Here is a 24,608-nt window from a genome sequence, read left to right as displayed (position 1 = left end):
ATACCAATGATGAAATATTTTAAATTCAAGATAATAGCAGTACTCTGCTTACAAGTACTATTCGGGTTTGCTTTGCAAAGCTGTGGTACTGAAAGCGATGAACATAAAACCAATACACCATCCACCGGGCAACCGTCCGATACATCAGGAGCTTTACTAGAAAGCTTCTCAATAGAGCAACTCCCTGAAAAAACAGTTTACGCTTTAGGTGAGAAGATTGACTTGACCGGAATCAAAGTGATTGGTAATTATGATGATGGTAAACAACGACCCGTTACAGTTACTTCAGAGCAAATCAGCGGTTTTTCCTCTGCAGCTCCTGTTGAAAAGCAAGAAGTTACAATTACCATAGAAGGGAAACAGAAAACGTTTACTGTACAGATAGCCCCTATACGCATAGAGAACGGAGCATTGACGGAAGTTGTGAACGGTTATGATGAAATTACGTTGCCCAGTCATGTGAAATCAATCTCGAAAAATGTGTTTTATGGGAAAAAGATAACCAAAGTAGTACTTAACGAAGGACTCACCTCCATCGGAGAACAGGCTTTCTTTAATTCAAGTATTCAAGAAATCGTTTTCCCTTCGACTTTGGAGAAACTTGAAGAAGACATATTTTATTATTGCAAAAACTTGAAGCGGGTAGATTTAAGTCAGACGAAGCTCACCGAACTTCCTGCCAGTACCTTCTTCCTTTCCGGTATCGAAGAGATTGAATTACCTTCAACGCTAAAGGAAATCGGTTCGCAAGCATTCCTCGGTACTTCAAAACTGAAGATGATTAAAGTCCCTGAGAATGTAAAGACAATCGGACAGGAAGCTTTCCGTGAAAGTGGTATTGTAACTGCCAAACTACCGAACGGCATTACAACCCTGGTAGACAGAGCATTCTACTATTGTCCGGAATTGACAGAAGTATTAACTTACGGCGCCGCTTCCAATGACGGCCCCAATGCCATAATTAAAGCATATTGCTTTGAAGGATGCCCGAAGCTAACCCGTTTTGAAATTCCGCAAAGCATCCGGATATTAGGACAAGGGCTACTCGGCGGCAACCAAAAAGTAACTCAACTAACCATTCCGGCAAGCGTCACACAAATCAATTTCTCAGCTTTCGATAATACAGGCATCCAGGAAGTCAAGGTAGAGACAGCAACCCCACCACAGGTATTTGAAAAGGTATGGTACGGATTTCCTAAGAATATTACAGCAATCCGTGTTCCTTCCGGAGCAGTAGAGAACTATAAATCAGCGAACGGATGGAAAGAGTTTAAAGACAAGATAACAACGTTCTAGTAGTTTCTTTCTTCGATTATAACTGTAAAGAAAGCTCCTAAACCCTTACTTTATCAGTTATAATCGTTTTTTTCTATTGTCAACCGACTTAAATTTCTCCGTTTATCCCCAACCCGAACAGGGCAAAATCCCCCAAACAAGGGTCATCAGGAAAGACCTCTGCCAAAGCAGCGGTAATCTGACGGGCATTCTTCAGAGAAAAAGTTTCCGAATCCGTCAAATTAAAATAGTGAGCTACCCGGCAGACATGTGTATCCAAAGGAACAATCAAATCTTTCCGGTCGAAACTCTCCCAAATACCAAAATCAACTTCCGAATCCCGGCGAATCATCCAACGCAAAAACATATTCAGCTTTTTCTGTGGGCTTTTGGCGGAAACTTCAAGAAAGGCACATAACTTTTCCATCGGTATCCCGGGATGTACACGCAAAGCATCTTCCAAACTATCAAACCGGGAATAGGCTGCATACAAACGCTGAAAATATCCATGAAAATCAGAGTACGAGAGCATTCGATAGAAACTATCCTTTACTCCCGCCGGAAAATCCTCCTTCCATTGGCATGACAATACATATTGGTAAGGTGAATCCCCCATCAATCCATGCAGTTCATCCGCCTTTTTCCGTATCTGTTTACGATTGCCAAAACTCATTATTGCCGTCAGCAGACCGCTAATCTCAATGTCTTGCTTCAGTGTGTAACGATGCGGAAACTGCACCGGGTCACTTGCTATAAATCCGGCACAATGATAAATTTCCGCACACATCAATAGTTTATTCTTTATATCTTCAGTCATTTCAAAAGAGGTATCAATCATCGAAGATGCAAAAATACACATTCTAATTCAATTTCCTCTTCAGATACAGGACAGATTGCAATCCCAGCATTATTACAAACAAGTACTCCGCTGTCATATACATAACTAAAGAAGCATGGAAACATTCACTCAAAAGATATAAGTAAACGAGGTACAACAAGATGGTTACCAACTGAAATACAAAAGCCAGTTTCGTTCTTCCTGTTCCTGTGACAGCATTGATATAGACATATCCGGGCAATGCAAAGATATAATTCAATGACATGACTACAAAAGGATAGTAAGACAGCTCTACCAACAGGTTATTATTCGTATAAAAACCTACAATCCATTGATTGCATAAAAGAGCTATTCCGACCAATGGCAGTCCCAGCAAATATCCCAGTTTAAGAACTTTACGGCAAACCGGAAAAAGTTCTTTCCCCTGTCCTGCTCCAATCAGATTGCTGACTAGAGCTCCGGTAGTAGTGGCAAATGAATTGACTATCACAAAGAAGACAGTAGAAACACTGCGGGTAATATTGGAAACGGCCAGTTCCGTTTTTCCTAAATGCTCAACCGCCACAAAAAAGAGAAACCACGGCGCGACACTGATAAAAGCATGAAGCATACTCCACAAGGACAGCTTCAACAACCGCACCAACAACTTTCCATCATAAACAAACTTTAATCCATATTTCACTTTATCCACTTTCGTCCACATATATAAGAGGAGTACAATGAATGCACCGAATTCAGCCAAAGAAGAAGCCATCGCAGCTCCCGAAATACCCAAATCCAGTTTGAATATCAACCCATAGTTGAAAGGAATATTAATGCAGACTGCCATAATAGCTGCGCCGGACAATGCTTTGGTATTTGTTATCCCGACTAAAAAAGAACGAAAAGCCAAAAATGGAAATGAAAATAACAACCCGAAACTACGCCAATTCAGATAATGGATTACTGCCTGATAGATTTCATCGGAAGTAATCAACCAGCGTAGAATAAAGGGAGACGCAAAGTAAATCAAGAAACAAAGCAAAACCGCCATTCCCAATAAAAAGAATAACCCCTGAAAAAAGGTACGTCCCGTCTCCTTATAATCCTGCTCACCATTTCTTCGGGCAATCATCACTTGTAACCCGACACTGAAACCGAATCCCAACATATAAACTGCCAAATAATAAATTCCCGCAAGTGCGGAAGCTCCCAGTTCAACTTCGCCTACATGACCTAAAAATATAGCATCGGTAATATTGATTAACTGCTCCATCAAAATACTCATCATCACAGGAAAGTTGATGAGCCAAATTTGCTTATAAGTATAATTATTCATTGCTCAACTTTAAATAGCACGATAACAGCCTATTGCATTCTCATTGCAATACACCGCTTCGTAAATTCAGAAAAAGGAATATAAAAACTCTCTGACCGATAGAATTCGTCTATCGGAATAGCTGAATAGCTTCATTAAGAAAGGGATATGCTATTCGTTGAGCGTAGCTATATACAGAGTTTCATAAATGAGTGAATAATACGTATATTAATTGATTCGGTTACAAATATAGAAATAAATCTTTCAATCTTCTCACTCCTGAACGATAAGTATCTTTCAAACTATGGTATGATATTGGCATACTAATTATAGGAAGGATTACCTTCCTAAACAGTAAAATCATGATTAATAAATTGATTTTTAGAGATATACAGAAAACAAAAAGAACAGAAGAGCTTGGCAAAAGCCTTCTATTTTGAAAAAAGCATATCATTTTGAAAAAGATTAGTAACCAATAAAATATCAGACAACAATGAAAGTTTGTAAATTTGAAAAAATAAAGGATGAAGAAGAGATGAAACGGATTATCAACTGTATCCGCAATGAACATCCTTATGTAGCAGTACTTCCAACGATAGTACCTCTACAAAAATGGCTGCAAGAAATCTCAGTCAGTTGGTTCCACGATGAAGACGAAACTTCACATACCGCTATCAATGCCATAGAAGAATATTGCTATACATTGTCAGACCATCTTATCACAAGCGATAAACTGAACAGTGACAGTAAAGTGCTTATTCAAAAATATTGCAACAATATGCACAATTTGGTGGAAGAAAAAGCAGACTTACTGATAGATAAAATCATAAAAGCTGAAATATACCGTTTATCCACGCATTTATTCACCTATTTCCTGCGTGAACAAGGCATCAATGCCAAACTGCTAGACACCAGTACATTTATGCAACTCAATCTTGAACGTAGACCCGATATTCCCTATATCCGGGAAAGCATCCAACAATATATAGGGCAAAACCGTGATATTGAGATGTTCGTTGTTCCTCTCTCCTTATGCAAGAACGTATATGGTGAAACAGATTTTGTCAGTGAGAGGCGCAATGACTACTACGCCACCATATTGGCTACCGTCTTTAAAGCAGATGAGATTCTCTTATCAACAGAAATCAATCACATCTACGCAAACCAAAATAGCCTGAGAGAACAACACTCTCTGACTTATACAGAAGCCGAACAACTGATAAACAGCGGTGTATATCTACTTTACGCAGACTGTATCACCCTTGCAGCACATTCAGATATAGCCATCCGCCTGATAGACACCAATGACCTGGCAACCGAACGACTGTATATTTCCTCCCATGATACGGAAAGCAATGTAAAAGCGATACTCACACAAGATTCGGTCACTTTCGTTCGTTTTACCTCGTTGAATGTGCTGCCCGGCTATCTATTGATGGGTAAACTACTGGAAGTCATAAGCAAATATAAAATCAATGTCATCTCCATGGCCTCATCCAATGTATCCGTTTCCATGATTCTGACCGCCAGTCCTGACACATTGCGAATCATTCAGAGGGAACTACACAAATACGCAGAAATGACTACTGACGAAAATATGTCCGTGATACACATTATCGGCTCCCTTCATTGGGAACACAGACAAGTAGAAGGCAGAATTATAGAAACCATCAAGGATATTCCCATATCACTGATTTCTTATGGCGGCAGCGACCATTGCTTTACCATATCGGTTCACACTGCCGACAAAAGCAAAGCCATCCGTTTACTATCCCAACAATTTTTCAGGCAACTTTCCGCTTAACAGGAAATAATTTTCACTTGGTCAATAAGTATATATTTTTCGTCTATTTCTCCTCAAGAAAAAGCATTTTCATACGTCTATTATACGTTAAAAGAGTTACCCTTTTATTGGGTAACTCTTTTAAATATAGAACTTCTCGGGCTCAAACTTAACTTGCGATACTTTATATCGACATTTTTTTACTTATAAGTTAAGGACACTTCAAAGATATGCATTCACAAAACCTGCATTTATCCAAAGTTAAACGGAAACGCACTTTCATCGGAAAGGGCTATTAATCCATTCTTTCGCTGGATACAAATTTTGTTTTCTCTTGCCAACCAACCGGCGGCCAATGCTGTACTTTCAACGCTTAGGTTTAATCTTCTCGCCAATTCAGGTATCGAAATTTCACCAATTTCTTTTAGGGCATACCAAATCTTTCCGGCATTCTTCCCTACAATTGTTTTATCCATGGCTATTTTTATTAATAATTCGCTTCCAATATACTAATTTTAATAATAGATTATAACAAATAGATTCATTTTTATTTCGTATTTTGACATTATTTAAAACAATAAAATCATTTCTGCCGTTAGCGGTTAAAAATAGAGTCATTTTTTGTATAATAATACCAAAATCAATCACATCAAATATAAAGAAAATTCTCATAGAAGTAAAAGAAAAAACGCTGAAAAGAAATAGAAAATCTGTATTTTAGCAATATCGGACAAGTTAGTTCCCTTTTTTACCAATACCTTTGCGAAGTGAAATACCAAAACAAGTTATGCAACAGAAAAAAACAACGAAAGAAGAGTATCAAAAGTGTGTCAATGTTGTAGTGGATTATATCAACCAACATTTGGGAGAAGAGATTGATTTAAAATCGCTGGCCAGGATTTCTAATTTTTCTCCTTTTTACTTTCACCGGATAATGAAAGCATTCCTCGGTGAACCGGTTGGCACGTTTATCGTCCGGACGCGGACAGAAGCTGCCGCACGTTTACTCCGTTACTCGGATATTCCGATTGCCGATATTGCTTATCGCATCGGATACTCCTCTCCTTCTTCCTTGTCTAAAGTATTCAGACAGTTTTATGGCATTTCACCTTTAGAGTATCGAAACAATAAAAACTTTGTAATTATGAAACCAGCGATTATCAGGCCCGACCTGGAACTGACAAGAGAAGTCAAGAATGTACCCGAACGGAATGTGATTTACATCCGTCTGTCAGGCGACTATAAATTGAACGACTACTGCGGAACATGGATACGTTTATTCCAATTCATTCAGGAACAAAAACTCCCGATGGGAGATTTCAGTCCTCTTTGTATCTATCACGATGACCCGAAGGTGACGCCAGCTGAAAAACTGCGTACAGACGTATGCATGGTTATGCCTGCAAAGGTAGCCCCCAAAAGCGATATAGGATTCAAAGTAATCCCCGCCGGACGCTATGCCATCTTCCTCTATAAAGGCCCATACGACAACCTACAAGCAGTATATGATACGATTTACGGAAAATATCTTCCCGAAATGGAATGTACACTACGTGACGAAGCCAGTGCCGAACGGTATCTGAACAACCCTCGCGACACAGCTCCCGAAGAACTATTAACCGAAATTTATATTCCGGTGGAATAATAGAAAAAACTATGGGTTACGGAATCCGTAACCCATAATATTACCCAAAAAACAGATAATCTTCCTCTCCTTTATCCATTATTTGTCGGCGTAGATGCCAATCCGGTTTCCTTCACTATCAGTAAACACGGCAAACCATCCTTTTCCGTCCGCTTCAATCTTCGTCCTGGGGATGACAACCTTTCCACCTTTCTGAAGTACTTTATCCAAAGTCTCTCCTATCTCTTCACAGTTGAAATGGATAAGTACCCCATGTTCCGAAGGAAGAAAGTCGAAATCAGCAGCGTACGAAATAGCACCGACCGTTTCTCCCTCTTCAGTGAAGCATGCCATCTTTTCCGTTTCACATTCAAAAACAGACAATTGTACACCCAATACTGTTTCGTAGAAATCGACAGCCCGACGAAAATCGGCAGCAGGAATCTCAAAAAATGCAATTAACTTTTTCATCTTTTTCTTTTTATGGTTACTACTAAGCCTTTGCAAAGACACTGCAAAAGTAGGGTAACGCAATGGCTCCTGATAGGAAAAAACGGACATTCTCAGAGTTCCGAGAAATAGTCGGAATAGGGAGCACAGACAGAAAGGTATTCGGCAGGAGTATATCCGGAGAAGATTTTAAATTCCTTAATCATATGTGACTGGTCTGAAAAGCCACATTCATAAGCTACTTGGGCAAAAGGTATACCCGCATCCTGTTGCAACAGGAACAACGCCCGCTGCATACGCACGATACGAATAAATTCTTTTGGAGTCGTGCCGACATAATCGGCAAAGACACGCCCGAATTGTTTGCTACTCAAACAGGCTGCGTCCGACAACAGAGAAATGTTGATTTGTGACCGATGATTGATTTCATGGAAGACAGCGGACATTCTCTTCAGATTATACCCGGAAAAAGTATATAAACGATGGAGAAAGAATTGTTCTATCAAACGAATACAAGTCAGATTATCGGGAGTATCAGCGACTTGCTTCGATAAATCCGAAAATTCCATATCTTCCATTTCATCTATAGCTACATTCTGTCCATGAAATAAATTGCCGGGCATATGCAGCAGCACTTTGGCTGCATAAGGCTGAAGTACAACCGTAATCATCTCTATCCGCCCCGTCGACAGCACATCAGAAAAACCTACCGACTGTCCGCAAACAAAAGACTGCGGCTGTAGTCTCGATTCGTTCTGCAAAAAGAGTTGTTTTCCTTTGTGAAATATAAGTTGCATACAGCCGATGGGCATCGTCCGTTCGGAAACGGAACTCACTGCATCATCCTGCAATATCCAATAATGGCGGATATAGGGAGCTAATACAGGAACGGGCTTTATGATCTGAAATGACTGCATACGGCAAAGATATTACTTTTTTAATTGCGGAGACAAAAGTAAGCAGCCCGTTTGAAATTGTATTGTAAAAAAGAGACATTCTATAAAAAAAGTTCCTGCCATTCACGAAAAGTCTCCTCAAATGGCAGGAACTATATTCCTTCTTTATATAACAGAAAGTCCATATTCATAAGCATCGGACATCGCGTTATAGTCAGCGTCGGAATATGCTCCCTTATCTCTTGCTTTCTGCATGTCCTTCATAAACGATTCGACAGAAGAAAGGAAGCTATGATAATTCTTCAGTTCTTCATCATATCCGGTGACGGCAGGAAGTTTCTTCGCTGCTTCCAGCTCCTTTTTCAATTCAGCCATCTTCACGTCAATCCGCATGCCGTCCATCATATGTTTACGGGAATAGAGATTCATTATACTTTGCACAGTGCCTGACATCTTACGCATAGCCATGATTTGGTCTTTCAGTGGCTCGTCAGCCAAAAGTTCCTTTTCCGCCTGTTCCGTCAGAGGGCTTAGAATATCGAAAATCACTTGTTTGTATTCGGACATTGCTACACTAAGCTGATAGTTCTCTTCCAAAAGTTTGGCAGCTTTCGCAGTCTCTTTTGATTGCCGGTAGGAAAGGAATTTATCAAAATTGGCATAGAACTGTGCCCGCGTAGTAAACAAGCCTTTGTAATTCTGCTTCAGATTCTGACGAACTTCCGCATTAAAATAAGCGCCCGGATTCATCAGTTCCGCAGTATCCCTTGCAGAAACTTCCAGCGGTGCGATTGGAGCAACTTCGGGTACTTTTCCGCTTTGTTCCATATATCCCAACACGGCATTCATATCTTTCGCATTGGCTACGTGTCTCAACACAATGAGAGACGTATGATAATAGTTTATCACCTTACTGGCATCGTCCAACTCTTCGGGAGTGGCCGTGGACGTAGCCTGTTTCTTGCTTCCACCCGAGCAGGAAACCAATAAGAAAGCACCTACGAGTGCTCCCAAAAACAAGATTCTTTTCTTCATAATGTTCAGTTTATTAAGTCTTTCGTACTATAACAATAAAAATCGTTTTTTGTTATAGACAAACAATGCATATCGTATAAGTGTTTTAAAACTATATTCATTAAAACAAAATCGGATATGGAACAAGTATTTAAAAAAGGAGCAGTGCTCCACCTGGCTTCCCTTATTGACTATTCAGAAGGGGGCGTTATCAGTAAACAGTTGATTAAAAGTCCGGCAGGAAACATCACTTTATTTTCTTTCGACCGGGGCGAAGGACTCAGCGAACACCGTGCACCGTTCGACGCACTTGTGCAGATATTGGAAGGAACGGCGGATATTACCGTAAACGGTACGCTATTTACCGTAAAAGCAGGAGAAAGTATCGTATTTCCGGCCAATGCCCCGCACGCTCTTACGGCAGTAGAAAAGTTTAAGATGCTATTGACGATGATTAAGGAATAAACAATCATCGGGGTATAAAAACAAAAAATGGCTACTCATCACGAGCAACCAATCTTTTGTTAACCTTAAATCTAATACTTATGAAAAAAACACATTACAAAGGTACTATCTTTCTGGTAAATAGCAAATTTCAGGGTAAAATCAGGGCATATTATAACACGGTTTAATACTCTCCGATTCGCGTTAACATTTTAGACTTTTCACGTTAACATTTAACATATTCATTCACAATCATAATTCAAAGAAATAACACGTTCCCCTCATTCGTACCATTTGTTCTTTTTTTCAGTCCGAAAGTATTGCAATTCAACTGTTTTTGCCGTAACTTTGAAATATGATAATTAGTGCCAGCCGCCGGACAGATATTCCGGCTTTTTATTCGCAATGGTTTTTCAACCGGATTAAAGAAGGATATGTGCTAGTCCCCAATCCTTTCAATCCTAAAACGATTAGCAAGGTCAGTCTAAACCCTGCCGTGGTAGATTGCATCGTGTTTTGGACAAAGAATCCCGCTCCGATGATTGACAGGCTGGATAAGTTACAGGATTACAACTATTACTTTCAGTTCACTCTCAACTCCTACGGTGAGAAATTAGAAAATAACCTGCCGTCTGTCAGCCAACGGATAGACACCTTCAAGCGGCTTTCGGATAAGATTGGCAGAGAAAAGGTAATATGGCGTTATGACCCGATACTGACTAATGAGGAATACAATGTTGCTTTCCATCAGGAAGCATTCGCCCGGATTGCCGACGGACTCAAAGACCATACCGAGAAATGTATGTTGGGATTTATCGACCATTACCAGCATATCCGTAACGCAGTAGGACAGTTCAACATCCAACCCTTGACGAAAGAAGAGATTGAAGAAATAGCTGTTTCTTTCAGAAAAACGATAGACGCGTATCCGTCTATCCAATTAGACACATGCACCACTAAAGTCGATTTGAGACATCTGGATATTCCCAGTGGCCTATGTATCGACAAGGAATTGATAGAAAGAATTATCGGCTGCCCCATCCTTGCCAGGAAAGATAAAAATCAGCGTACTGTCTGCAACTGTATCGAAAGTATTGATATTGGCACTTATGAGAGTTGTCTCAATGGATGCATTTACTGTTATGCCATCAAAGGCAATTATAATACCGCGGCATACAATATGAAGAAGCATGATAAAAATTCCCCTTTACTTATCGGGCATTTGTCGGAAGATGATGTAGTGAAAGAACGGGAGATGAAAAGTCTGCGAGATAATCAATATTCATTGTTTTAAGATTCCGTCATTTATTCGGGACTTATAAGCATAAAAAAAGGCTATCTATCCCAGACAGCCAATCTTTTGTTAACCTTAAATCTAATACTATGAAAAACACATTGCAAAGATACGGACTTTCTGCATATCTCCAAATTTTCGGGGCAAAGCAGCCTATCTTATAACATGGTTTAATAGAATTGGGAGCGCATTAACAAATAAGCAGTCTGGCATTAACATTTAACAGTTTTCTTAAATAATCAGGGTGAAAAACTGAACGAGATGCAAAAGTTTTCGAATCGGGTGTCCTCTCGTATTAAAGAGAGTTTACGCAGCCTAACAAATTCTTCCGCCATCTGTTTATAACTGAAGGTAACCATCAAATTTCCCTATATATGAACAGATTCGATAATAAAGTAGTTGTCATCACCGGTGCCGCCGGTGGTATTGGCGAAGCAACCACGCGCCGCATTGTCTCCGAAGGCGGTAAAGTAGTCATCGCCGATTATTCTGAAAAGAGAGCAGAACAGCTCGCCGCCGAACTCACTCATGCAGGAGCAGACGTACGCCACGTCTATTTCTCCGCTACCGAACTTCAAAGTTGCAAAGAGTTGATTGATTTTTCCATGAATGAATATGGAAGAATAGATGTACTGATTAATAACGTAGGCGGAACCGACCCCAAACGTGACCTGAATATTGAAAAGTTGGATATTAATTATTTTGATGAAGCTTTTCATCTCAATCTTTGCTGTACGATGTATCTGTCTCAGCAGGTCATTCCTATTATGACAACCAATGGCGGTGGAAACATTGTCAACGTAGCTTCGATAAGCGGGCTTACTGCCGATGCCAACGGTACATTATACGGTGCCAGCAAAGCGGGTGTTATCAACCTGACGAAATATATCGCTACCCAAATGGGAAAGAAAAATATCCGTTGCAATGCCGTAGCTCCAGGACTGGTTCTCACCCCCGCCGCCTTAAACAATCTGAACGAAGATGTCCGTAATATATTCCTCGGTCAATGTGCCACGCCGTATTTAGGAGAACCCGAAGATGTTGCTGCAACAATCGCATTCCTGGCATCGAATGACGCACGTTATATCACCGGGCAAACAATCGTTGTAGACGGTGGTTTGACCGTCCATAACCCGACAGTGGAGTTATCATAAGAAAGAAGCGTCTTATTAACTACAAATAAGATGTTCATTCATATAGATTATTTTCTCCGTTGCCTATTCGGTTTTCGTTTGACAGTTGTCAAGCGATAGTTTAACATAAGTCAAGCGTTCGTTCAACAACTGTCAAACGAAAACTGAATAGCAGGTTGAATAATTCATTTATACAACGCAGTTTCTTAAATGATGCATTGCCACAACTTAATGATTGCATCGCATAACTCAACGCATGATTCCCTTTCAACCACCCCTATCCCATCACTCTCTTTCAAGCCAAAACTAACCACATAAAAAAATTTCTTTTTCTCTTGATGTTACCGATAGGAAACATATCTTTGTGACCAACCAGTAACAAGAGCATAAAAGTATGGAAAAAGAGATTACCAAAAACAGGCAGGCAACGGAACTTACCCTGATTAAAGCCGTCAATGACATCATCGAAGAAAGCGGTTTCGAGGGATTGGGCATCAATGCAATAGCCGCCAAAGCGAAAGTATCCAAAATGCTTATCTACCGCTATTTCAATTCATTGGATGGATTGATAGCAGCCTATATCCAACAAAATGATTATTGGATTAACTTCAACGAAGAACTTCCGGACAAGGAACACTTAGTCGATTTTATTAAGCAAGCATTCAAAAGACAAATCACCCGGTTACGGGAGAATTATACCCTGAAACGCCTATATCGCTGGGAACTTTCAACAGATAACAAATTCGTGAAAGAATTACGCGACAAACGGGAGGAAAAAGGTATTTGGCTGATAGATGCCGTCAGCCAACTTTCAAAGCATCCGAAAAAGGAAACTGCCGCCCTAGCTTCTATCATCACGGCAGCCATTAGCTATCTGGCATTGCTTGAAGAGAATTGCCAAGTTTACAACGGGCTTAAATTGCAGCAAGAAAGCGGGTGGGAAGAATTAGAAGAAGGTATCAATCTATTAGTAGAACTTTGGTTACAAAAATAAATTTAATCAGATGAATAAAATGACAATTATGGGAATAGGATTCCTTTCTCTACTTATCAACACCGGATGCAATCAGGATTTAGTAGAATATAACAGCAACGACCTCAAAATTTCTATCGAAAAGGGGGAAGAATGGCTACATGATTTCCCTCTATTCTTAGGTATTAATATAAAAAATCCACCGCAGATTGCGATTTGGACAGAAGATACGGAAGGACATTATCTGTCTACTGTCTATGTGACACATAAAATAGCCACTCAATCGTGGCAGGCTTCCGGCGGTAACCGAAGAAAAGAAGCCCTGCCCCACTGGTGTCACCAGCGTGGAATAAAGTACGATGATGGTTTATACCTGCCAACCAAGAAGTCACCGGTAACGGATGGTATCACTGGAGCGACTCCCAAAGGTAGTTTTAACGTAAAAATGATTCCAACCGGAAAACTGAAGAAGTTTATAGTCAAAATAGAAATCAATCATTCAACGGATTTCAATGAAGCTTTTCCTAAGGTTGCTAAAGAGGGTGACGCTAATTATTCCGGCGGAAAAGAAGGGAGTGGGCAGCCGGCTTTAGTCTATGCAGCGGAAATCGACCTGACTTCAGGTGAAAAGAAATTCGTAGCGGAACTTATCGGACATAGTAGCCCGGACGGCAGCGATGGTGCTATCACTACGGATATTTCTTCACTTACAACGGCACTGAATATCGTCAAGAATATCACCATAGATATACAATAATATATTATATCCGAATTTCATCATGAAAAAAGTCATATTAACAGCCATCCTGCTATCCTTTATAATGGTTTACGCTAATGGTCAGACGGACAAGAGACATTTCTCTTATACCGCATATGCAGGCACAGGAATATCCATGAGCCAACCTTCCCGCACTCCTTTTACAGGACAACTCATAGCCCATTATCACATTAATCAACGATTCGTAATAGGCGCAGGCAGCGGGTTGTCTGTTTACGAAAAGCTACTTATTCCGTTATATGCCAGTGCACAATTTAATATCATCAAGCCAAGAAAATTGACACCTTATCTGGAATGTAATATCGGCGGCTCATTTGCCACTTCTAAAAAAGCAAATGGCGGATTCTACCTCTCGCCTTCCGTTGGAGCGCAATTCAGTATCAGCCGGAAACTAAAAATGAATTTTACCCTGGGTTATGAGCTTCAGGAACTGGAACGGCTAAAGAAATACACAGACCAATACTTCCACACTGAATTTAAAGAAGAATTATCTCACCACTCCATCACGCTGAAAATCGGTTTGACTTATTAACCATTTGCTATATTAATCAAAAGAGAGATTTTACATTTTCTGAATAGAGATAAAGAACAATTATCAGCAATTAAACCCTTCTTTTGTTCAACAAATACTAACTTTACAGCGTTATAAACTATAAAGAACGAATGGAATGATTGTTAGGACACTATTGGACACTGACCTTTATAAGTTTACCACATCGTATGCTTATATCAAACTGTTCCCCTACGCAATGGGAACCTTCAGCTTCAATGACAGAAATGACACTGAATATACCGAAGATTTTTTGAATGTACTCAAAACAGAAATCAATAATCTTAGTCAACTAAAACTTACAGAAGAAGAACTGGAATATATGACACGAAATTGCCGGTTCCTTCCGAGAGTTTATTGGGAGTGGTTATCGTCTTTCCGTTTCGACCCGAATAAGATTGATATTCATTTGAATGAAGCTCACCATCTCCATATCGAGGTCACCGACTTTCTATATAAAGTCACTATGTACGAAGTGCCCATTCTTGCTATTGTCTCTGAAATCAAAAACCGATTCTTCGGCAATGTAGCCGATATGAACGGGATTCTTTGCAAGCTAGCTGAAAAGGTAGAGTTATCCAATCAGCATCAGCTTCGTTTTTCAGAGTTCGGTACACGAAGAAGATTCTCTATTGACGTACAGGAAACTGTAATTAAGAGGTTGAACGAGACAGCCCAATATTGTACCGGAACTTCCAACTGTTACTTTGCAATGAAATATGGAATGAAAATGATGGGTACCCATCCTCACGAATGGTTCATGTTTCATGGAGCGCAATTCGGATACAAGCATGCCAACTATATGGCACTCGAGAATTGGGTGAATGTATATGACGGTGATTTAGGTATCGCACTTTCCGATACCTACACTTCCGGCATTTTCCTTAGTAACCTCAGCCGTAAACAAGCTAAATTATTCGATGGTGTACGATGCGATTCCGGTGACGAGTTTGAGTTTATCGATAAGTTAGTTGCCCGCTACAAAGAACTGGGGATTGACGCAACGACGAAAACAATCGTTTTCAGTAATGCCCTTGACTTTACAAAAGCATTGGAAATTCAGGAATATTGCAAAAATAAAATCCGCTGTTCCTTCGGAATCGGCACGAATCTGACCAATGATACCGGATTTGAGCCATCGAATATCGTAATGAAACTGACGCAGTGTAAAATGAATGTCAATCAAGAGTGGAGAGAATGTATCAAACTTTCTGATGATGAAGGAAAACATACCGGAAGCCCGGAAGAGGTACAAGCCTGCCTATATGAGTTACGGTTAAACAGAAAACAATGATAACAGCAAGTATATTGCCATAAAAAATCCCCTGCATTTAATTTTGCAGAGGATTTTTTATTTATAGAATCTCTTTTATAACAATGTGGCGCATATCTTTCGCAGGTATTCCATTCAAAACTTATTTTTCAGGATTTAAACCCTTTTACAGCCCTTTCCAGTCTTTCCAGCGTCAATTCCCCGGACTGCCTCCAAAGCTGTTGTCCTTTTCTGAGAAGAATGAATGTCGGAGTTGCTTCAATCGTATAGAAATCCGTAAGAGCGGTTTCCTGGTCGACATCTACTTCCACTACTTCAAGCGTTCCTTCCATCAGTTTCTTGAACTCCTCAACAATAGGTTTCATACGTTGGCAATGAGGGCACCATGTAGCATAAAACTCTGCCATTACCCAATCGCCATTCGCCAACTTCTCTTGATTTCTTTCTTCACGAGCAATTTTTTTCTCTTTCATATTGGTAAATCTCCCTTTTAATTAATAATTGAAAACTTAACAATATCAAGAGAGAAATAGTTTAAAAGAAAAAAGGTTTCTCCAGTAGTTACATTGCACAAAAATGAAACTTTCGTGCAAAAAAAGAACATTCTATTCAAGATTTATTTATCTTTGCCCCGATTTTGGTTCGAAATCCGTAGCCAACGGACGACGATTAATAGGGAATCGGGTGTAAATCCCGGACAGTCCCGCTGCTGTGAAACTTTGTTCAAAGTCTTATGAATGAACTTATTCATGCCACTGATGTTTATATTTATCATTGGGAAGGCGCCATAAGACAGAAGTCAGTCAGAAGACCTGCCAAATCAAGTAACCGTTTTTTCACCTCGTGGGTTAGGAGAAAAAGATATCATTTGTTAAGCTCAATTTGAAAAAACACTGTGTTTTCATCGGGTGGACTGTGTCCGCAAGGTGGGAAAGCATAAATATGTATGTACTTAATTTAGAAAAGTATGATAAAAAGAATCTTAGTAGCCAATCGCGGTGAAATTGCCGTGAGGGTGATGCGCTCCTGCCGGGAGATGGAAATAACGAGTATCGCTATATTCTCCGAGGCAGACCGGACTGCAAAGCACGTGCTCTATGCAGACGAAGCTTATTGTGTAGGGCCGGCAGCATCTAAAGAAAGTTATCTGAATATAGAAAAAATCATCGAAGTGGCGAAAGCATGCCACGCAGATGCTATTCATCCGGGCTATGGTTTCCTGTCCGAGAACGCTACCTTCGCCAGACGCTGTCAGGAAGAAGGTATTATTTTTATCGGGCCCGACCCGGAAACAATGGAAGCCATGGGAGACAAAATTGCCGCCCGCATCAAGATGATTGAAGCCGGAGTGCCCGTCGTGCCCGGAACACAGGAAAATCTGAAAAGTGTGGAAGAAGCCGTAGAGCTCTGCAACAAAATCGGCTACCCGGTGATGCTGAAAGCCTCTATGGGTGGCGGTGGAAAGGGAATGCGCCTTATCCACAGTGCAGCAGAGGTGGAAGAAGCCTATACGACTGCCAAAAGTGAATCTCTCTCTTCTTTCGGTGACGACACCGTTTATCTGGAGAAGTTCGTAGAAGAACCTCATCACATCGAGTTCCAAATCCTGGGAGACAAGCACGGGAATGTTATTCATCTGTGCGAACGCGAATGTTCCGTTCAGCGTCGTAATCAAAAGATTGTAGAAGAAACGCCATCGGTATTCGTCACTCCCGAATTGCGGAAAGATATGGGAGAAAAAGCCGTGGCAGCCGCCAAAGCAGTAAACTATATCGGAGCGGGACCCATCGAATTTCTTGTTGACAAACACCGCAATTATTATTTCCTTGAAATGAATACCCGCCTGCAAGTAGAACATCCGATTACGGAAGAAGTAGTAGGTGTAGACCTTGTGAAAGAGCAAATCAAGGTTGCCGACGGACAGGTGCTTCAACTGAAACAAGAAGATATACAGCAACGCGGACATGCCATCGAATGCCGTATTTGCGCCGAAGATACTGAAATGAATTTCATGCCAAGTCCGGGAATCATCAAGCAGATTACAGAACCGAACGGTATCGGTGTACGTATCGACAGCTACGTGTACGAAGGTTATGAAATACCTATCTACTACGACCCGATGATAGGTAAACTGATTGTATGGGCAACCGACCGTGATTATGCCATCGAACGTATGCGCCGCGTACTCCACGAATACAAGCTTACCGGAGTGAAGAATAATATCAGTTACCTGCGCGCCATCATGGATACTCCCGATTTTGTGGAAGGACATTACGACACCGGATTCATTGCCAAGAACGGCGAGTATCTGCAACAGTGCATCATGCGCACCAGCGAACGTTCTGAAAACATAGCCATGATTGCCGCCTATATGGACTACCTGATGAATCTTGAAGAGAACAAGGGTAATACGACTGACAACCGCCCTATCAGCAAATGGAAAGAGTTCGGACTGCATAAAGGTGTGCTGAGAATCTAATTTTAACAAAGAGAATTCAATTATGGAAATTCATATAGGAAATCGCGTGGCCGAAATAGAACTGGTCAGCAAAGAAGATAACAAAGTGGTGCTTACCATCGACGGAAAGCCTTTTGAAGCCGATGTCGTGATGGCAGAGAACGGGACCTGCAACATTCTCATGGACGGTCGCAGTACAAACGCTCAGTTGATTCGCAAGGAGAACGGAAAGAGTTACAAGGTAAATACCCACTATAGCAGTTTCAATGTCGAAATCGTAGACAGCCAGGCAAAATACCTGCGTATGCGCAAGAAAGGCGAAGAAGAGCAGAACGACCGCATCACCTCTCCGATGCCGGGCAAAGTAGTGAAAATACCCGTAACAGCGGGACAGGAAATGAAAACGGGAGATACAGTCATCGTCATCGAAGCCATGAAGATGCAAAGTAACTACAAAGTGACTTCCGACTGCCGCATCAAAGAAATCCTGGTTCAGGAAGGTGACAGCATCACCGGCGACCAGACATTGATAACCCTTGAAACAATCGAATAAAAATGGAAGAAAAGAATAAAGCATATGCCACGTTCGAGGAACGTGACCGCGTCGCTTCCCTCGGAGGCGGTATCGCAAAAATAGATATTCAACATGAAAGCGGAAAGATGACGGCCCGCGAACGTATCGACATGCTGCTCGATAAAGGTACATTTGTCGAACTGGACAAACTGATGGTTCACCGTTGCACCAACTACGGCATGGACAAGAATAAGATTCCGGGAGACGGCGTCGTATCCGGCTATGGAAAAATCGACGGTCGCCAGGTTTTCGTTTATGCCTATGACTTCACCGTTTATGGTGGCTCATTGTCGGCTTCCAATGCCAAGAAGATTGTGAAAGTGCAGCAGCTTGCCTTGAAGAATGGTGCTCCGATTATCGCTTTGAACGATTCGGGTGGCGCCCGTATTCAGGAAGGTATCGAAAGCCTTTCAGGTTATGCGGATATCTTCTATCAGAATACGATGGCAAGTGGTGTGATTCCGCAGATTTCCGCCATTCTCGGCCCTTGTGCCGGTGGAGCTTGCTACTCTCCCGCCCTTACCGATTTTATCTTTATGGTGAAGGAAAAGAGCCATATGTTCGTGACAGGCCCGGACGTAGTAAAGACTGTCATCCATGAAGAAGTCAGCAAAGAGGAACTGGGTGGCGCGATGGCGCACAGCAGCAAGAGCGGTGTCACTCACTTTATGTGCAATACCGAAGAAGAGTTGTTGATGAGCATCCGTGAACTGCTTTCTTTCCTGCCGCAGAACAATATGGATGAGACTAGAAAGCAGAACTGCACAGACGAAATCAATCGTGAAGATGTTACTTTGGATACTATCATCCCAACAGACCCGAATGTTCCGTATGACATGAAAGATATTATCGAACGAGTGGTAGATGATGGTTATTTCTTCGAAGTAATGACAAATTTTGCCAAGAATATCATTATCGGTTTTGCCCGCCTGGCAGGCCGCTCGGTAGGTATCGTCGCCAACCAGCCCGCTTACCTTGCCGGAGTGCTCGATATTGATGCCAGCGACAAAGCAAGCCGTTTCATTCGTTTCTGCGACTGCTTCAACATTCCGTTGATTACATTCGAAGATGTTCCGGGATTCCTTCCGGGATACACACAGGAAAATAACGGTATCATCCGTCATGGCGCGAAAATCGTTTATGCATTCGCAGAAGCTACTGTTCCCAAACTGACAGTTATCACCCGCAAGGCTTATGGCGGCGCCTATATCGTCATGAACTCCAAGCAGACAGGAGCCGATGTGAACTTCGCCTATCCAAGCGCGGAAATTGCAGTGATGGGTGCGGATGGTGCTGTGAACATTCTGTTCCGCAAGGCCGACACAGAAACAAAAGCCAAAGAACTGGAAGCCTACAAAGAGAAGTTTGCCACTCCGTATCAGGCTGCCGAGCTGGGATACATTGACGAAATCATTTATCCAAGACAGACTCGCAAACGTCTGATTCAGGCTTTGGAAATGACGGAAAACAAGATGCAGACCAATCCGCCGAAGAAACACGGTAATATGCCCTTATAACCACTATATATAGTGCCCGCGAGGCACCACTGAAAACGGACTTACACAAGTTCTGTACTGCAAGGTCAGAACTTACGTAAGTCCGCTTTTTATTTCGGAGTTTCACTTGCCGTTATGTTACATCAAATAAGGAGTCAGATACTTCACCAGGAAATATCCCCCTACTACCAGCCAGACATAGAGCAACGACGCCAATACGAACGGTTTTGCGCCCGCTTTTCTGAATTTATCAATGCTTGTCTCCGTTCCAAGCGCCGTCATTGCCATCGTCAGCAGGAAAGTATCCAGTGTATTGATTCCTGCCACCAACTGCGCAGGCAGCAAATCAAAAGAATTAAAAGCAATGACTCCCATAAAACCTATCGCAAACCAGGGCACAGCTATTTTCTGAAATTTCTGTCCTTTTTGCACCTGTCTCTTTCGCGCTTTTGCCACCAGGTAAGTAGTAATCAAGAGTACGGGAACCAGCATCATCACACGAATTATTTTCACAATAATAGCAGAGTCCGAAATGCCGTTTCCCATAGCGTCACCCGCTCCTACCACGTGGGCTACTTCGTGAAGCGTAGAACCGGTATAGATTCCCATTTGGTCGGGAGTCAGCGCACAGATACCATTCCGGTAAAGAAAAGGGTACAAGAACATGGAAATAGTTCCGAAAATAACGACCGTAGATACGGAAACGGCCGTCTTGTAAGGTTTTGCCTTAATAGTAGATTCCGCACCAAGAATAGCGGCAGCACCGCAAATACCGCTTCCGATAGAAGTCAGCAGTGCAATTCCCCTGTCCATCTTCAATAGTTTACCTAGATAGATACCGCCGTAAATCGTCACCGCCACAATAATAACATCAATCAGCAGAGCGGGCAACCCGATAGCCAGTACATCTTGAAAAGTCAATTTGAAACCATACAGAATAATACCGATGCGCAGAATCTTCTTCGAACAGAACTGTATACCCGGGACCCACGTTTCAGGAAGATGGTTCCGCAAACTATTAGCATAAAGCATACCCAGGATAATACCGACAATCATCGGACTAAAGGAGAGACTTTTCACAAAAGACATCTCGCCAATGTAAAACGCAGCACAAGAAAATAAAGCTATCAATAAAACACCGTGCAGCATACTGCTTCTTTTTTCATCGAACATAAACTATTTGATTTAAGTGATACTGATTTATTACTTTGCAAAGGAAATCATTTTTTGCCAAACCGATTCACTGTATTTTATTATACCCGATAATCACAGGTTATAATGTAGAAGCACACGCTCTCGGTTTATTACAATTTTTCCCTATATGATAACAATACTTCCTTTTTCATATTTTTCAATTAATGCCATCCACAAAAAAAGACTATCTTTGCCGCAATAAAAAAGACAAGCAATACAACATAAGATGAGACAGATTATATTAATCATAGCCAGTCTATTAATCGCAATCGGTAGTAAAGCAGCAGAAAGCGAACGTGATTTCATTCTTATATTAAACTCCACTGTGGCAAACGGAGCATGGAACGAATACTTCAACAAAGAATTATGTAATTATTGCAACAAACATTCCGACCTGTATGTGGATTCCTATACGCTGTCTTTCCCTGACACTCATCCTGAAACAGATTCAGATGTACAATGTTCCCGGATATTGCAGAATTTTCCCATCCCCCCGAAAGTTGTTGTCATAATCGGCGCAATGGGGTGGCACATAACCTCTCCCTTATTCGAAAAAGAATGGAAGGGAGTTCCGGTCATCCTTTGCCACCCATTGCCGACATTGCCCAATTCATTACAAACAATATTAGCGCACGAAACACTCGACTCACTCCACATCACCACTGCCGAAGAACTGCAAAAGCATTATAACATCACGCTTCTCGAACAAAGGCTCTATATCAAAGAAACTCTCCAACTGATGCACAGCCTGCAACCTGAAATGAATCGTATCGCTTTCATTTCGGACAGCCTGTACATGAGCCACATGACTTTTCAGAAAGTACAGGAAACGGTCAGCCGGCATTATCCCGGTATGAAACTCGAATGGCTCTCGCAAGGCAATCTCAATTTAGAACAATTGCTCGATACTATCAACGGTTACGATAAAAGAACCGGATTGCTTTATTTTTCATGGCACAAACCGCAGAAGATGAACAGCCACAGTTTCCTGGCTGATAATATCGGCAAAACACTCACGGGATTTGCCAATGCACCTCTCTTTACATTAAGGGACTTGCATCCACAAGACGGTTACTTCGGTGGCGGATATTATGTCAGCGCAAGTGATTATGCTTCCGACTGCTTCAGAATCATAAACGAAATAAGGAGCGGCAAACGAGCATCCGACATTCCACCCGGTTTCGGAAAATCCAAGCCCCAAAATTATTTCAATTACCTCGACTTGCAATGGTTCGGCATTTCTCCTTCGCTCTGTCCCGACAATATCCATTTGCATAATAAGCCAACCAGTATTTATGAGAAATACTGGAGATACGTTCTCGGATTATTTATTTTTCTGCTTGTCGTGTTCATCTCCCGCCACTACTTCTACCGGGTGGGGAAAAAACACAAGAACATGAACAAGCGTATCATCAGTTCCCTTGACGTAGCTGTCTATCTAGTGGACAAAAGCGGATACGTCGAAGAAATACTAAATACCCCTGAAGAGGAGAACTACGTGCAAACCGTCAATAGAGGAGAGCATCTGCGGATTCATGACATCGTGATAGACGACATCGAGCTCAAGAAAAACATGAGGGCGATAAAACAAGTACTAAATACAAGAAAAAACATCCACATTAAAACCCAGATAAGAAATACACAGGGGCAACAACTTTATGTATCAGTCCACATTACCTATTATGACAAAAACCATATCCTCGGATTCGTATGCAATATCTCCGACATAGAAAATGAGCGTATCCGCAGCGAACGGTCTAACTTTTTCATGAAATCCATTTTGGACAATCTGCCCATAGCTACCATCGTTAAAGACATGAATGACGAAGGCAAATATCTGATATGGAATAAAAAAGCCTCAGAGATGGTTGATACAGACGCCGCCGACATTATAGGAAAGCGGGAAGAAGACTTTATCGGCAAGCAGCGTACCGAATTTATAACAAAAGCAGAAAAAGAAGTAATAGAAAGCGGAAAGCCACAAGCATACATCAAACGTTTCACCAATGCAAAAGGCAAGACAAGTGTCCTGTCCATCCATAAGGCACTGGTCACTTTCAGTAAGGGCAATGAACGCTGGCTGGTCAGCTCGTCTCTTGATATCACCGAACTCGAAATGCAGCGCAGGCAAATAGAGCAGATGAATCGCCAATATATGTTTGTCATGCAAGCCATCGGACTGATTTCATGGACATGGGATTTAAGCAAAAACGAGATTACATGCAATCGTAACTACTTCACTCCAAAGTCAAATGCTGAAACAGGCATAGTAGTTGAAAAGGGAGAATCCTACTTCGCACAAATCATTCCTGAGCACCGGGAACGGATGAGACAAGCCTTCGACAATCTAAAAAGTGAAACAGCATCTCCCCTCAATGAAGAATATCAGATTATTTACGAAGGGGACGATACCGCTTCCTGGGCAGAAACCTTTGCAATAGTCAGTGAGCGGGACGAGAACGGCACACCTCTCATGCTCGTCGGTGCTACACGCCTGATTGACGAACGTAAAAAACTGGAACAGGAACTTCTGCACGCCAAAGAGAGGGCGGAAGAATCCAACCAGCTGAAATCGGCTTTCCTCGCCAACATGAGCCATGAAATACGCACCCCTCTCAATGCCATTGTCGGATTCTCCGCCCTACTGGCAGACTGCAATCAGAATGAGGAGTACAAAGAATATTCCGGCATTATCGAAAGCAACAACCAGCTTTTATTACAATTAATCAACGATATTCTTGATATAGCCAAAATAGAATCCGGTACACTTGAATTTACGTATGGCAATATGGATGTCAACGGTAGTTTCAGCGAAATAGAATCCGTTTCACGCCTGAAGATGAATCTAAGTCCTGACGTACAAGTAAATTTCCTTCCGGCTCTTGACGAATGTATCTTATACACGGAAAAGAACCGTGTATTGCAGATTATCAATAATTATATCTCCAATGCTATGAAATATACTTCTTCCGGGCATATTCAATTTGGATATTATCCACCGGAAAAAGACAACATCCGGTTCTTCGTAAGGGATACGGGCAGCGGAATCCCCGAAGACAAACAAGACCTGGTATTCGGACGCTTCGTCAAGCTAGACAGTTTCAAGCAGGGGACAGGACTGGGGCTGTCCATCTGCTCCACAATTGCAGAAAAGATGAACGGAAAGGTTGGTGTTTCTTCCGAAGTAGACAAAGGTTCGGAATTTTGGTTTGAGATACCATACCACCCTGTTTCACTGCAATAAGAAAGCAACGAACATATCCC

22 protein-coding genes and 1 riboswitch are annotated in these 24,608 nt (G+C 41.6%); of the genes, 14 read left to right on the top strand and 8 right to left on the bottom strand.

Features of this window, described 5'->3' with window-relative positions:
• Window positions 1-9 precede the first annotated feature (9 nt).
• Complete coding sequence (locus HC965_RS21780) at window positions 10-1,296, top strand: leucine-rich repeat protein (protein WP_191033456.1); 1,287 nt, start codon at window positions 10-12, stop codon at window positions 1,294-1,296.
• Between the two features lie 88 nt (window positions 1,297-1,384).
• On the opposite strand, the gene HC965_RS21775 is transcribed toward HC965_RS21780, so the two are convergent.
• Together HC965_RS21775 and HC965_RS21770 are read right to left on the bottom strand one after the other, a co-directional pair.
• Entirely contained in the window at window positions 1,385-2,092 is a 708-nt protein-coding gene (locus HC965_RS21775; RefSeq protein WP_191033455.1) for a TIGR02757 family protein, read from the bottom strand.
• 43 nt (window positions 2,093-2,135) lie between these two features.
• On the bottom strand, window positions 2,136-3,431 hold the full coding sequence (locus tag HC965_RS21770; protein ID WP_191033439.1) for an MATE family efflux transporter: 1,296 nt from the start codon (window positions 3,429-3,431) through the stop codon (window positions 2,136-2,138).
• A gap of 472 nt (window positions 3,432-3,903) precedes the next feature.
• Between HC965_RS21770 and HC965_RS21765 the strand changes: the two genes are divergently transcribed.
• Window positions 3,904-5,214 (top strand): aspartate kinase, encoded by a 1,311-nt coding sequence (locus tag HC965_RS21765; RefSeq protein ID WP_191033438.1) that lies wholly within the window; start codon window positions 3,904-3,906, stop codon window positions 5,212-5,214.
• 230 nt (window positions 5,215-5,444) lie between these two features.
• Here HC965_RS21765 and HC965_RS21760 read toward each other — a convergent pair whose 3' ends face one another.
• Complete coding sequence (locus HC965_RS21760) at window positions 5,445-5,669, bottom strand: winged helix-turn-helix domain-containing protein (protein ID WP_191033437.1); 225 nt, start codon at window positions 5,667-5,669, stop codon at window positions 5,445-5,447.
• Window positions 5,670-5,980: 311 nt separating this feature from the next.
• On the opposite strand from HC965_RS21760, the gene HC965_RS21755 reads away from it, so the two are divergent.
• On the top strand, window positions 5,981-6,838 hold the full coding sequence (locus HC965_RS21755) for a GyrI-like domain-containing protein (protein ID WP_191033436.1): 858 nt from the start codon (window positions 5,981-5,983) through the stop codon (window positions 6,836-6,838).
• A 78-nt stretch (window positions 6,839-6,916) separates the two neighbouring features.
• Here the strand turns inward: HC965_RS21755 and HC965_RS21750 are convergent, their stop codons facing one another.
• The 3 genes from HC965_RS21750 to HC965_RS21740 form a co-directional block, all read right to left on the bottom strand.
• The gene (locus tag HC965_RS21750; protein ID WP_191033435.1) at window positions 6,917-7,288 is read right to left on the bottom strand and encodes a VOC family protein; all 372 of its coding nucleotides are present in this window, start codon (window positions 7,286-7,288) and stop codon (window positions 6,917-6,919) included.
• A 92-nt stretch (window positions 7,289-7,380) separates the two neighbouring features.
• Complete coding sequence (locus HC965_RS21745; RefSeq protein WP_191033434.1) at window positions 7,381-8,184, bottom strand: helix-turn-helix domain-containing protein; 804 nt, start codon at window positions 8,182-8,184, stop codon at window positions 7,381-7,383.
• Between the two features lie 144 nt (window positions 8,185-8,328).
• Complete coding sequence (locus HC965_RS21740; RefSeq protein ID WP_191033433.1) at window positions 8,329-9,198, bottom strand: hypothetical protein; 870 nt, start codon at window positions 9,196-9,198, stop codon at window positions 8,329-8,331.
• Window positions 9,199-9,315: 117 nt separating this feature from the next.
• Between HC965_RS21740 and HC965_RS21735 the strand changes: the two genes are divergently transcribed.
• From HC965_RS21735 to pncB, 7 genes are all read left to right on the top strand, one after another.
• Window positions 9,316-9,642: a cupin domain-containing protein gene (locus HC965_RS21735; RefSeq protein WP_191033432.1), complete on the top strand. Its 327-nt coding sequence runs from the start codon at window positions 9,316-9,318 to the stop codon at window positions 9,640-9,642.
• A gap of 334 nt (window positions 9,643-9,976) precedes the next feature.
• The gene (locus HC965_RS21730; protein WP_191033431.1) at window positions 9,977-10,915 is read left to right on the top strand and encodes a DUF1848 domain-containing protein; all 939 of its coding nucleotides are present in this window, start codon (window positions 9,977-9,979) and stop codon (window positions 10,913-10,915) included.
• Window positions 10,916-11,289: 374 nt separating this feature from the next.
• Window positions 11,290-12,069: an SDR family NAD(P)-dependent oxidoreductase gene (locus HC965_RS21725; RefSeq protein WP_022137956.1), complete on the top strand. Its 780-nt coding sequence runs from the start codon at window positions 11,290-11,292 to the stop codon at window positions 12,067-12,069.
• 373 nt (window positions 12,070-12,442) lie between these two features.
• Window positions 12,443-13,042 (top strand): TetR/AcrR family transcriptional regulator, encoded by a 600-nt coding sequence (locus HC965_RS21720; protein ID WP_191033430.1) that lies wholly within the window; start codon window positions 12,443-12,445, stop codon window positions 13,040-13,042.
• Window positions 13,043-13,052: 10 nt separating this feature from the next.
• Window positions 13,053-13,778 carry a hypothetical protein gene (locus HC965_RS21715; protein ID WP_191033429.1) on the top strand — a complete coding sequence of 242 codons (726 nt, stop codon included), beginning with the start codon at window positions 13,053-13,055 and terminating at the stop codon, window positions 13,776-13,778.
• A gap of 22 nt (window positions 13,779-13,800) precedes the next feature.
• Complete coding sequence (locus tag HC965_RS21710; protein WP_191033428.1) at window positions 13,801-14,331, top strand: hypothetical protein; 531 nt, start codon at window positions 13,801-13,803, stop codon at window positions 14,329-14,331.
• A gap of 136 nt (window positions 14,332-14,467) precedes the next feature.
• Window positions 14,468-15,643 (top strand): nicotinate phosphoribosyltransferase, encoded by a 1,176-nt coding sequence (pncB, locus tag HC965_RS21705; protein WP_191033427.1) that lies wholly within the window; start codon window positions 14,468-14,470, stop codon window positions 15,641-15,643.
• A gap of 128 nt (window positions 15,644-15,771) precedes the next feature.
• Here pncB and HC965_RS21700 read toward each other — a convergent pair whose 3' ends face one another.
• The gene (locus HC965_RS21700) at window positions 15,772-16,095 is read right to left on the bottom strand and encodes a co-chaperone YbbN (protein WP_191033426.1); all 324 of its coding nucleotides are present in this window, start codon (window positions 16,093-16,095) and stop codon (window positions 15,772-15,774) included.
• A 148-nt stretch (window positions 16,096-16,243) separates the two neighbouring features.
• Window positions 16,244-16,457, top strand: a riboswitch (cobalamin riboswitch).
• Window positions 16,458-16,589: 132 nt separating this feature from the next.
• Here HC965_RS21700 and accC point away from each other — a divergent pair.
• Genes accC through HC965_RS21685 form a run of 3 tightly spaced genes read left to right on the top strand, consistent with a single transcriptional unit; the run spans window position 16,590 to window position 20,171 of the window.
• A complete protein-coding gene (gene accC / locus HC965_RS21695; protein WP_191033425.1) occupies window positions 16,590-18,101 on the top strand; it encodes an acetyl-CoA carboxylase biotin carboxylase subunit in 1,512 nt (503 codons plus the stop codon).
• A 22-nt stretch (window positions 18,102-18,123) separates the two neighbouring features.
• Window positions 18,124-18,633 carry an acetyl-CoA carboxylase biotin carboxyl carrier protein subunit gene (locus HC965_RS21690; protein ID WP_022137964.1) on the top strand — a complete coding sequence of 170 codons (510 nt, stop codon included), beginning with the start codon at window positions 18,124-18,126 and terminating at the stop codon, window positions 18,631-18,633.
• Window positions 18,634-18,635: 2 nt separating this feature from the next.
• Window positions 18,636-20,171 carry an acyl-CoA carboxylase subunit beta gene (locus HC965_RS21685; protein WP_191033424.1) on the top strand — a complete coding sequence of 512 codons (1,536 nt, stop codon included), beginning with the start codon at window positions 18,636-18,638 and terminating at the stop codon, window positions 20,169-20,171.
• A 117-nt stretch (window positions 20,172-20,288) separates the two neighbouring features.
• Here the strand turns inward: HC965_RS21685 and HC965_RS21680 are convergent, their stop codons facing one another.
• Window positions 20,289-21,323 (bottom strand): YeiH family protein, encoded by a 1,035-nt coding sequence (locus HC965_RS21680; protein WP_191033423.1) that lies wholly within the window; start codon window positions 21,321-21,323, stop codon window positions 20,289-20,291.
• Between the two features lie 247 nt (window positions 21,324-21,570).
• Here HC965_RS21680 and HC965_RS21675 point away from each other — a divergent pair, with 247 nt between their 5' ends.
• Window positions 21,571-24,588, top strand: coding sequence for an ATP-binding protein (locus HC965_RS21675; RefSeq protein WP_191033422.1), 3,018 nt, complete (start codon window positions 21,571-21,573; stop codon window positions 24,586-24,588).
• Window positions 24,589-24,608: the final 20 nt, after the last annotated feature.

The organism is Bacteroides sp. GM023, from assembly GCF_014750685.1.
Lineage (GTDB): Bacteria > Bacteroidota > Bacteroidia > Bacteroidales > Bacteroidaceae > Bacteroides.
Note: the sequence above shows the minus strand (reverse complement) of the source record. Positions and strands in the feature narration are given on the sequence as shown.

Bases quoted from the DNA above. Each gene is read 5' to 3' on its own strand.
- HC965_RS21690 (WP_022137964.1), top strand. From the start codon at position 18,124: ATGGAAATTCATATAGGAAATCGCGTGGCCGAAATAGAACTGGTCAGC.
- HC965_RS21750 (WP_191033435.1), bottom strand. From the start codon at position 7,288: ATGAAAAAGTTAATTGCATTTTTTGAGATTCCTGCTGCCGATTTTCGT.
- pncB (WP_191033427.1), top strand. From the start codon at position 14,468: ATGATTGTTAGGACACTATTGGACACTGACCTTTATAAGTTTACCACA.
- HC965_RS21765 (WP_191033438.1), top strand. From the start codon at position 3,904: ATGAAAGTTTGTAAATTTGAAAAAATAAAGGATGAAGAAGAGATGAAA.
- HC965_RS21710 (WP_191033428.1), top strand. From the start codon at position 13,801: ATGAAAAAAGTCATATTAACAGCCATCCTGCTATCCTTTATAATGGTT.
- HC965_RS21775 (WP_191033455.1), bottom strand. From the start codon at position 2,092: ATGACTGAAGATATAAAGAATAAACTATTGATGTGTGCGGAAATTTAT.
- HC965_RS21725 (WP_022137956.1), top strand. From the start codon at position 11,290: ATGAACAGATTCGATAATAAAGTAGTTGTCATCACCGGTGCCGCCGGT.
- accC (WP_191033425.1), top strand. From the start codon at position 16,590: ATGATAAAAAGAATCTTAGTAGCCAATCGCGGTGAAATTGCCGTGAGG.
- HC965_RS21755 (WP_191033436.1), top strand. From the start codon at position 5,981: ATGCAACAGAAAAAAACAACGAAAGAAGAGTATCAAAAGTGTGTCAAT.
- HC965_RS21700 (WP_191033426.1), bottom strand. From the start codon at position 16,095: ATGAAAGAGAAAAAAATTGCTCGTGAAGAAAGAAATCAAGAGAAGTTG.
- HC965_RS21745 (WP_191033434.1), bottom strand. From the start codon at position 8,184: ATGCAGTCATTTCAGATCATAAAGCCCGTTCCTGTATTAGCTCCCTAT.
- HC965_RS21770 (WP_191033439.1), bottom strand. From the start codon at position 3,431: ATGAATAATTATACTTATAAGCAAATTTGGCTCATCAACTTTCCTGTG.
- HC965_RS21680 (WP_191033423.1), bottom strand. From the start codon at position 21,323: ATGTTCGATGAAAAAAGAAGCAGTATGCTGCACGGTGTTTTATTGATA.
- HC965_RS21780 (WP_191033456.1), top strand. From the start codon at position 10: ATGAAATATTTTAAATTCAAGATAATAGCAGTACTCTGCTTACAAGTA.
- HC965_RS21730 (WP_191033431.1), top strand. From the start codon at position 9,977: ATGATAATTAGTGCCAGCCGCCGGACAGATATTCCGGCTTTTTATTCG.
- HC965_RS21685 (WP_191033424.1), top strand. From the start codon at position 18,636: ATGGAAGAAAAGAATAAAGCATATGCCACGTTCGAGGAACGTGACCGC.
- HC965_RS21760 (WP_191033437.1), bottom strand. From the start codon at position 5,669: ATGGATAAAACAATTGTAGGGAAGAATGCCGGAAAGATTTGGTATGCC.
- HC965_RS21720 (WP_191033430.1), top strand. From the start codon at position 12,443: ATGGAAAAAGAGATTACCAAAAACAGGCAGGCAACGGAACTTACCCTG.
- HC965_RS21735 (WP_191033432.1), top strand. From the start codon at position 9,316: ATGGAACAAGTATTTAAAAAAGGAGCAGTGCTCCACCTGGCTTCCCTT.
- HC965_RS21740 (WP_191033433.1), bottom strand. From the start codon at position 9,198: ATGAAGAAAAGAATCTTGTTTTTGGGAGCACTCGTAGGTGCTTTCTTA.
- HC965_RS21715 (WP_191033429.1), top strand. From the start codon at position 13,053: ATGAATAAAATGACAATTATGGGAATAGGATTCCTTTCTCTACTTATC.
- HC965_RS21675 (WP_191033422.1), top strand. From the start codon at position 21,571: ATGAGACAGATTATATTAATCATAGCCAGTCTATTAATCGCAATCGGT.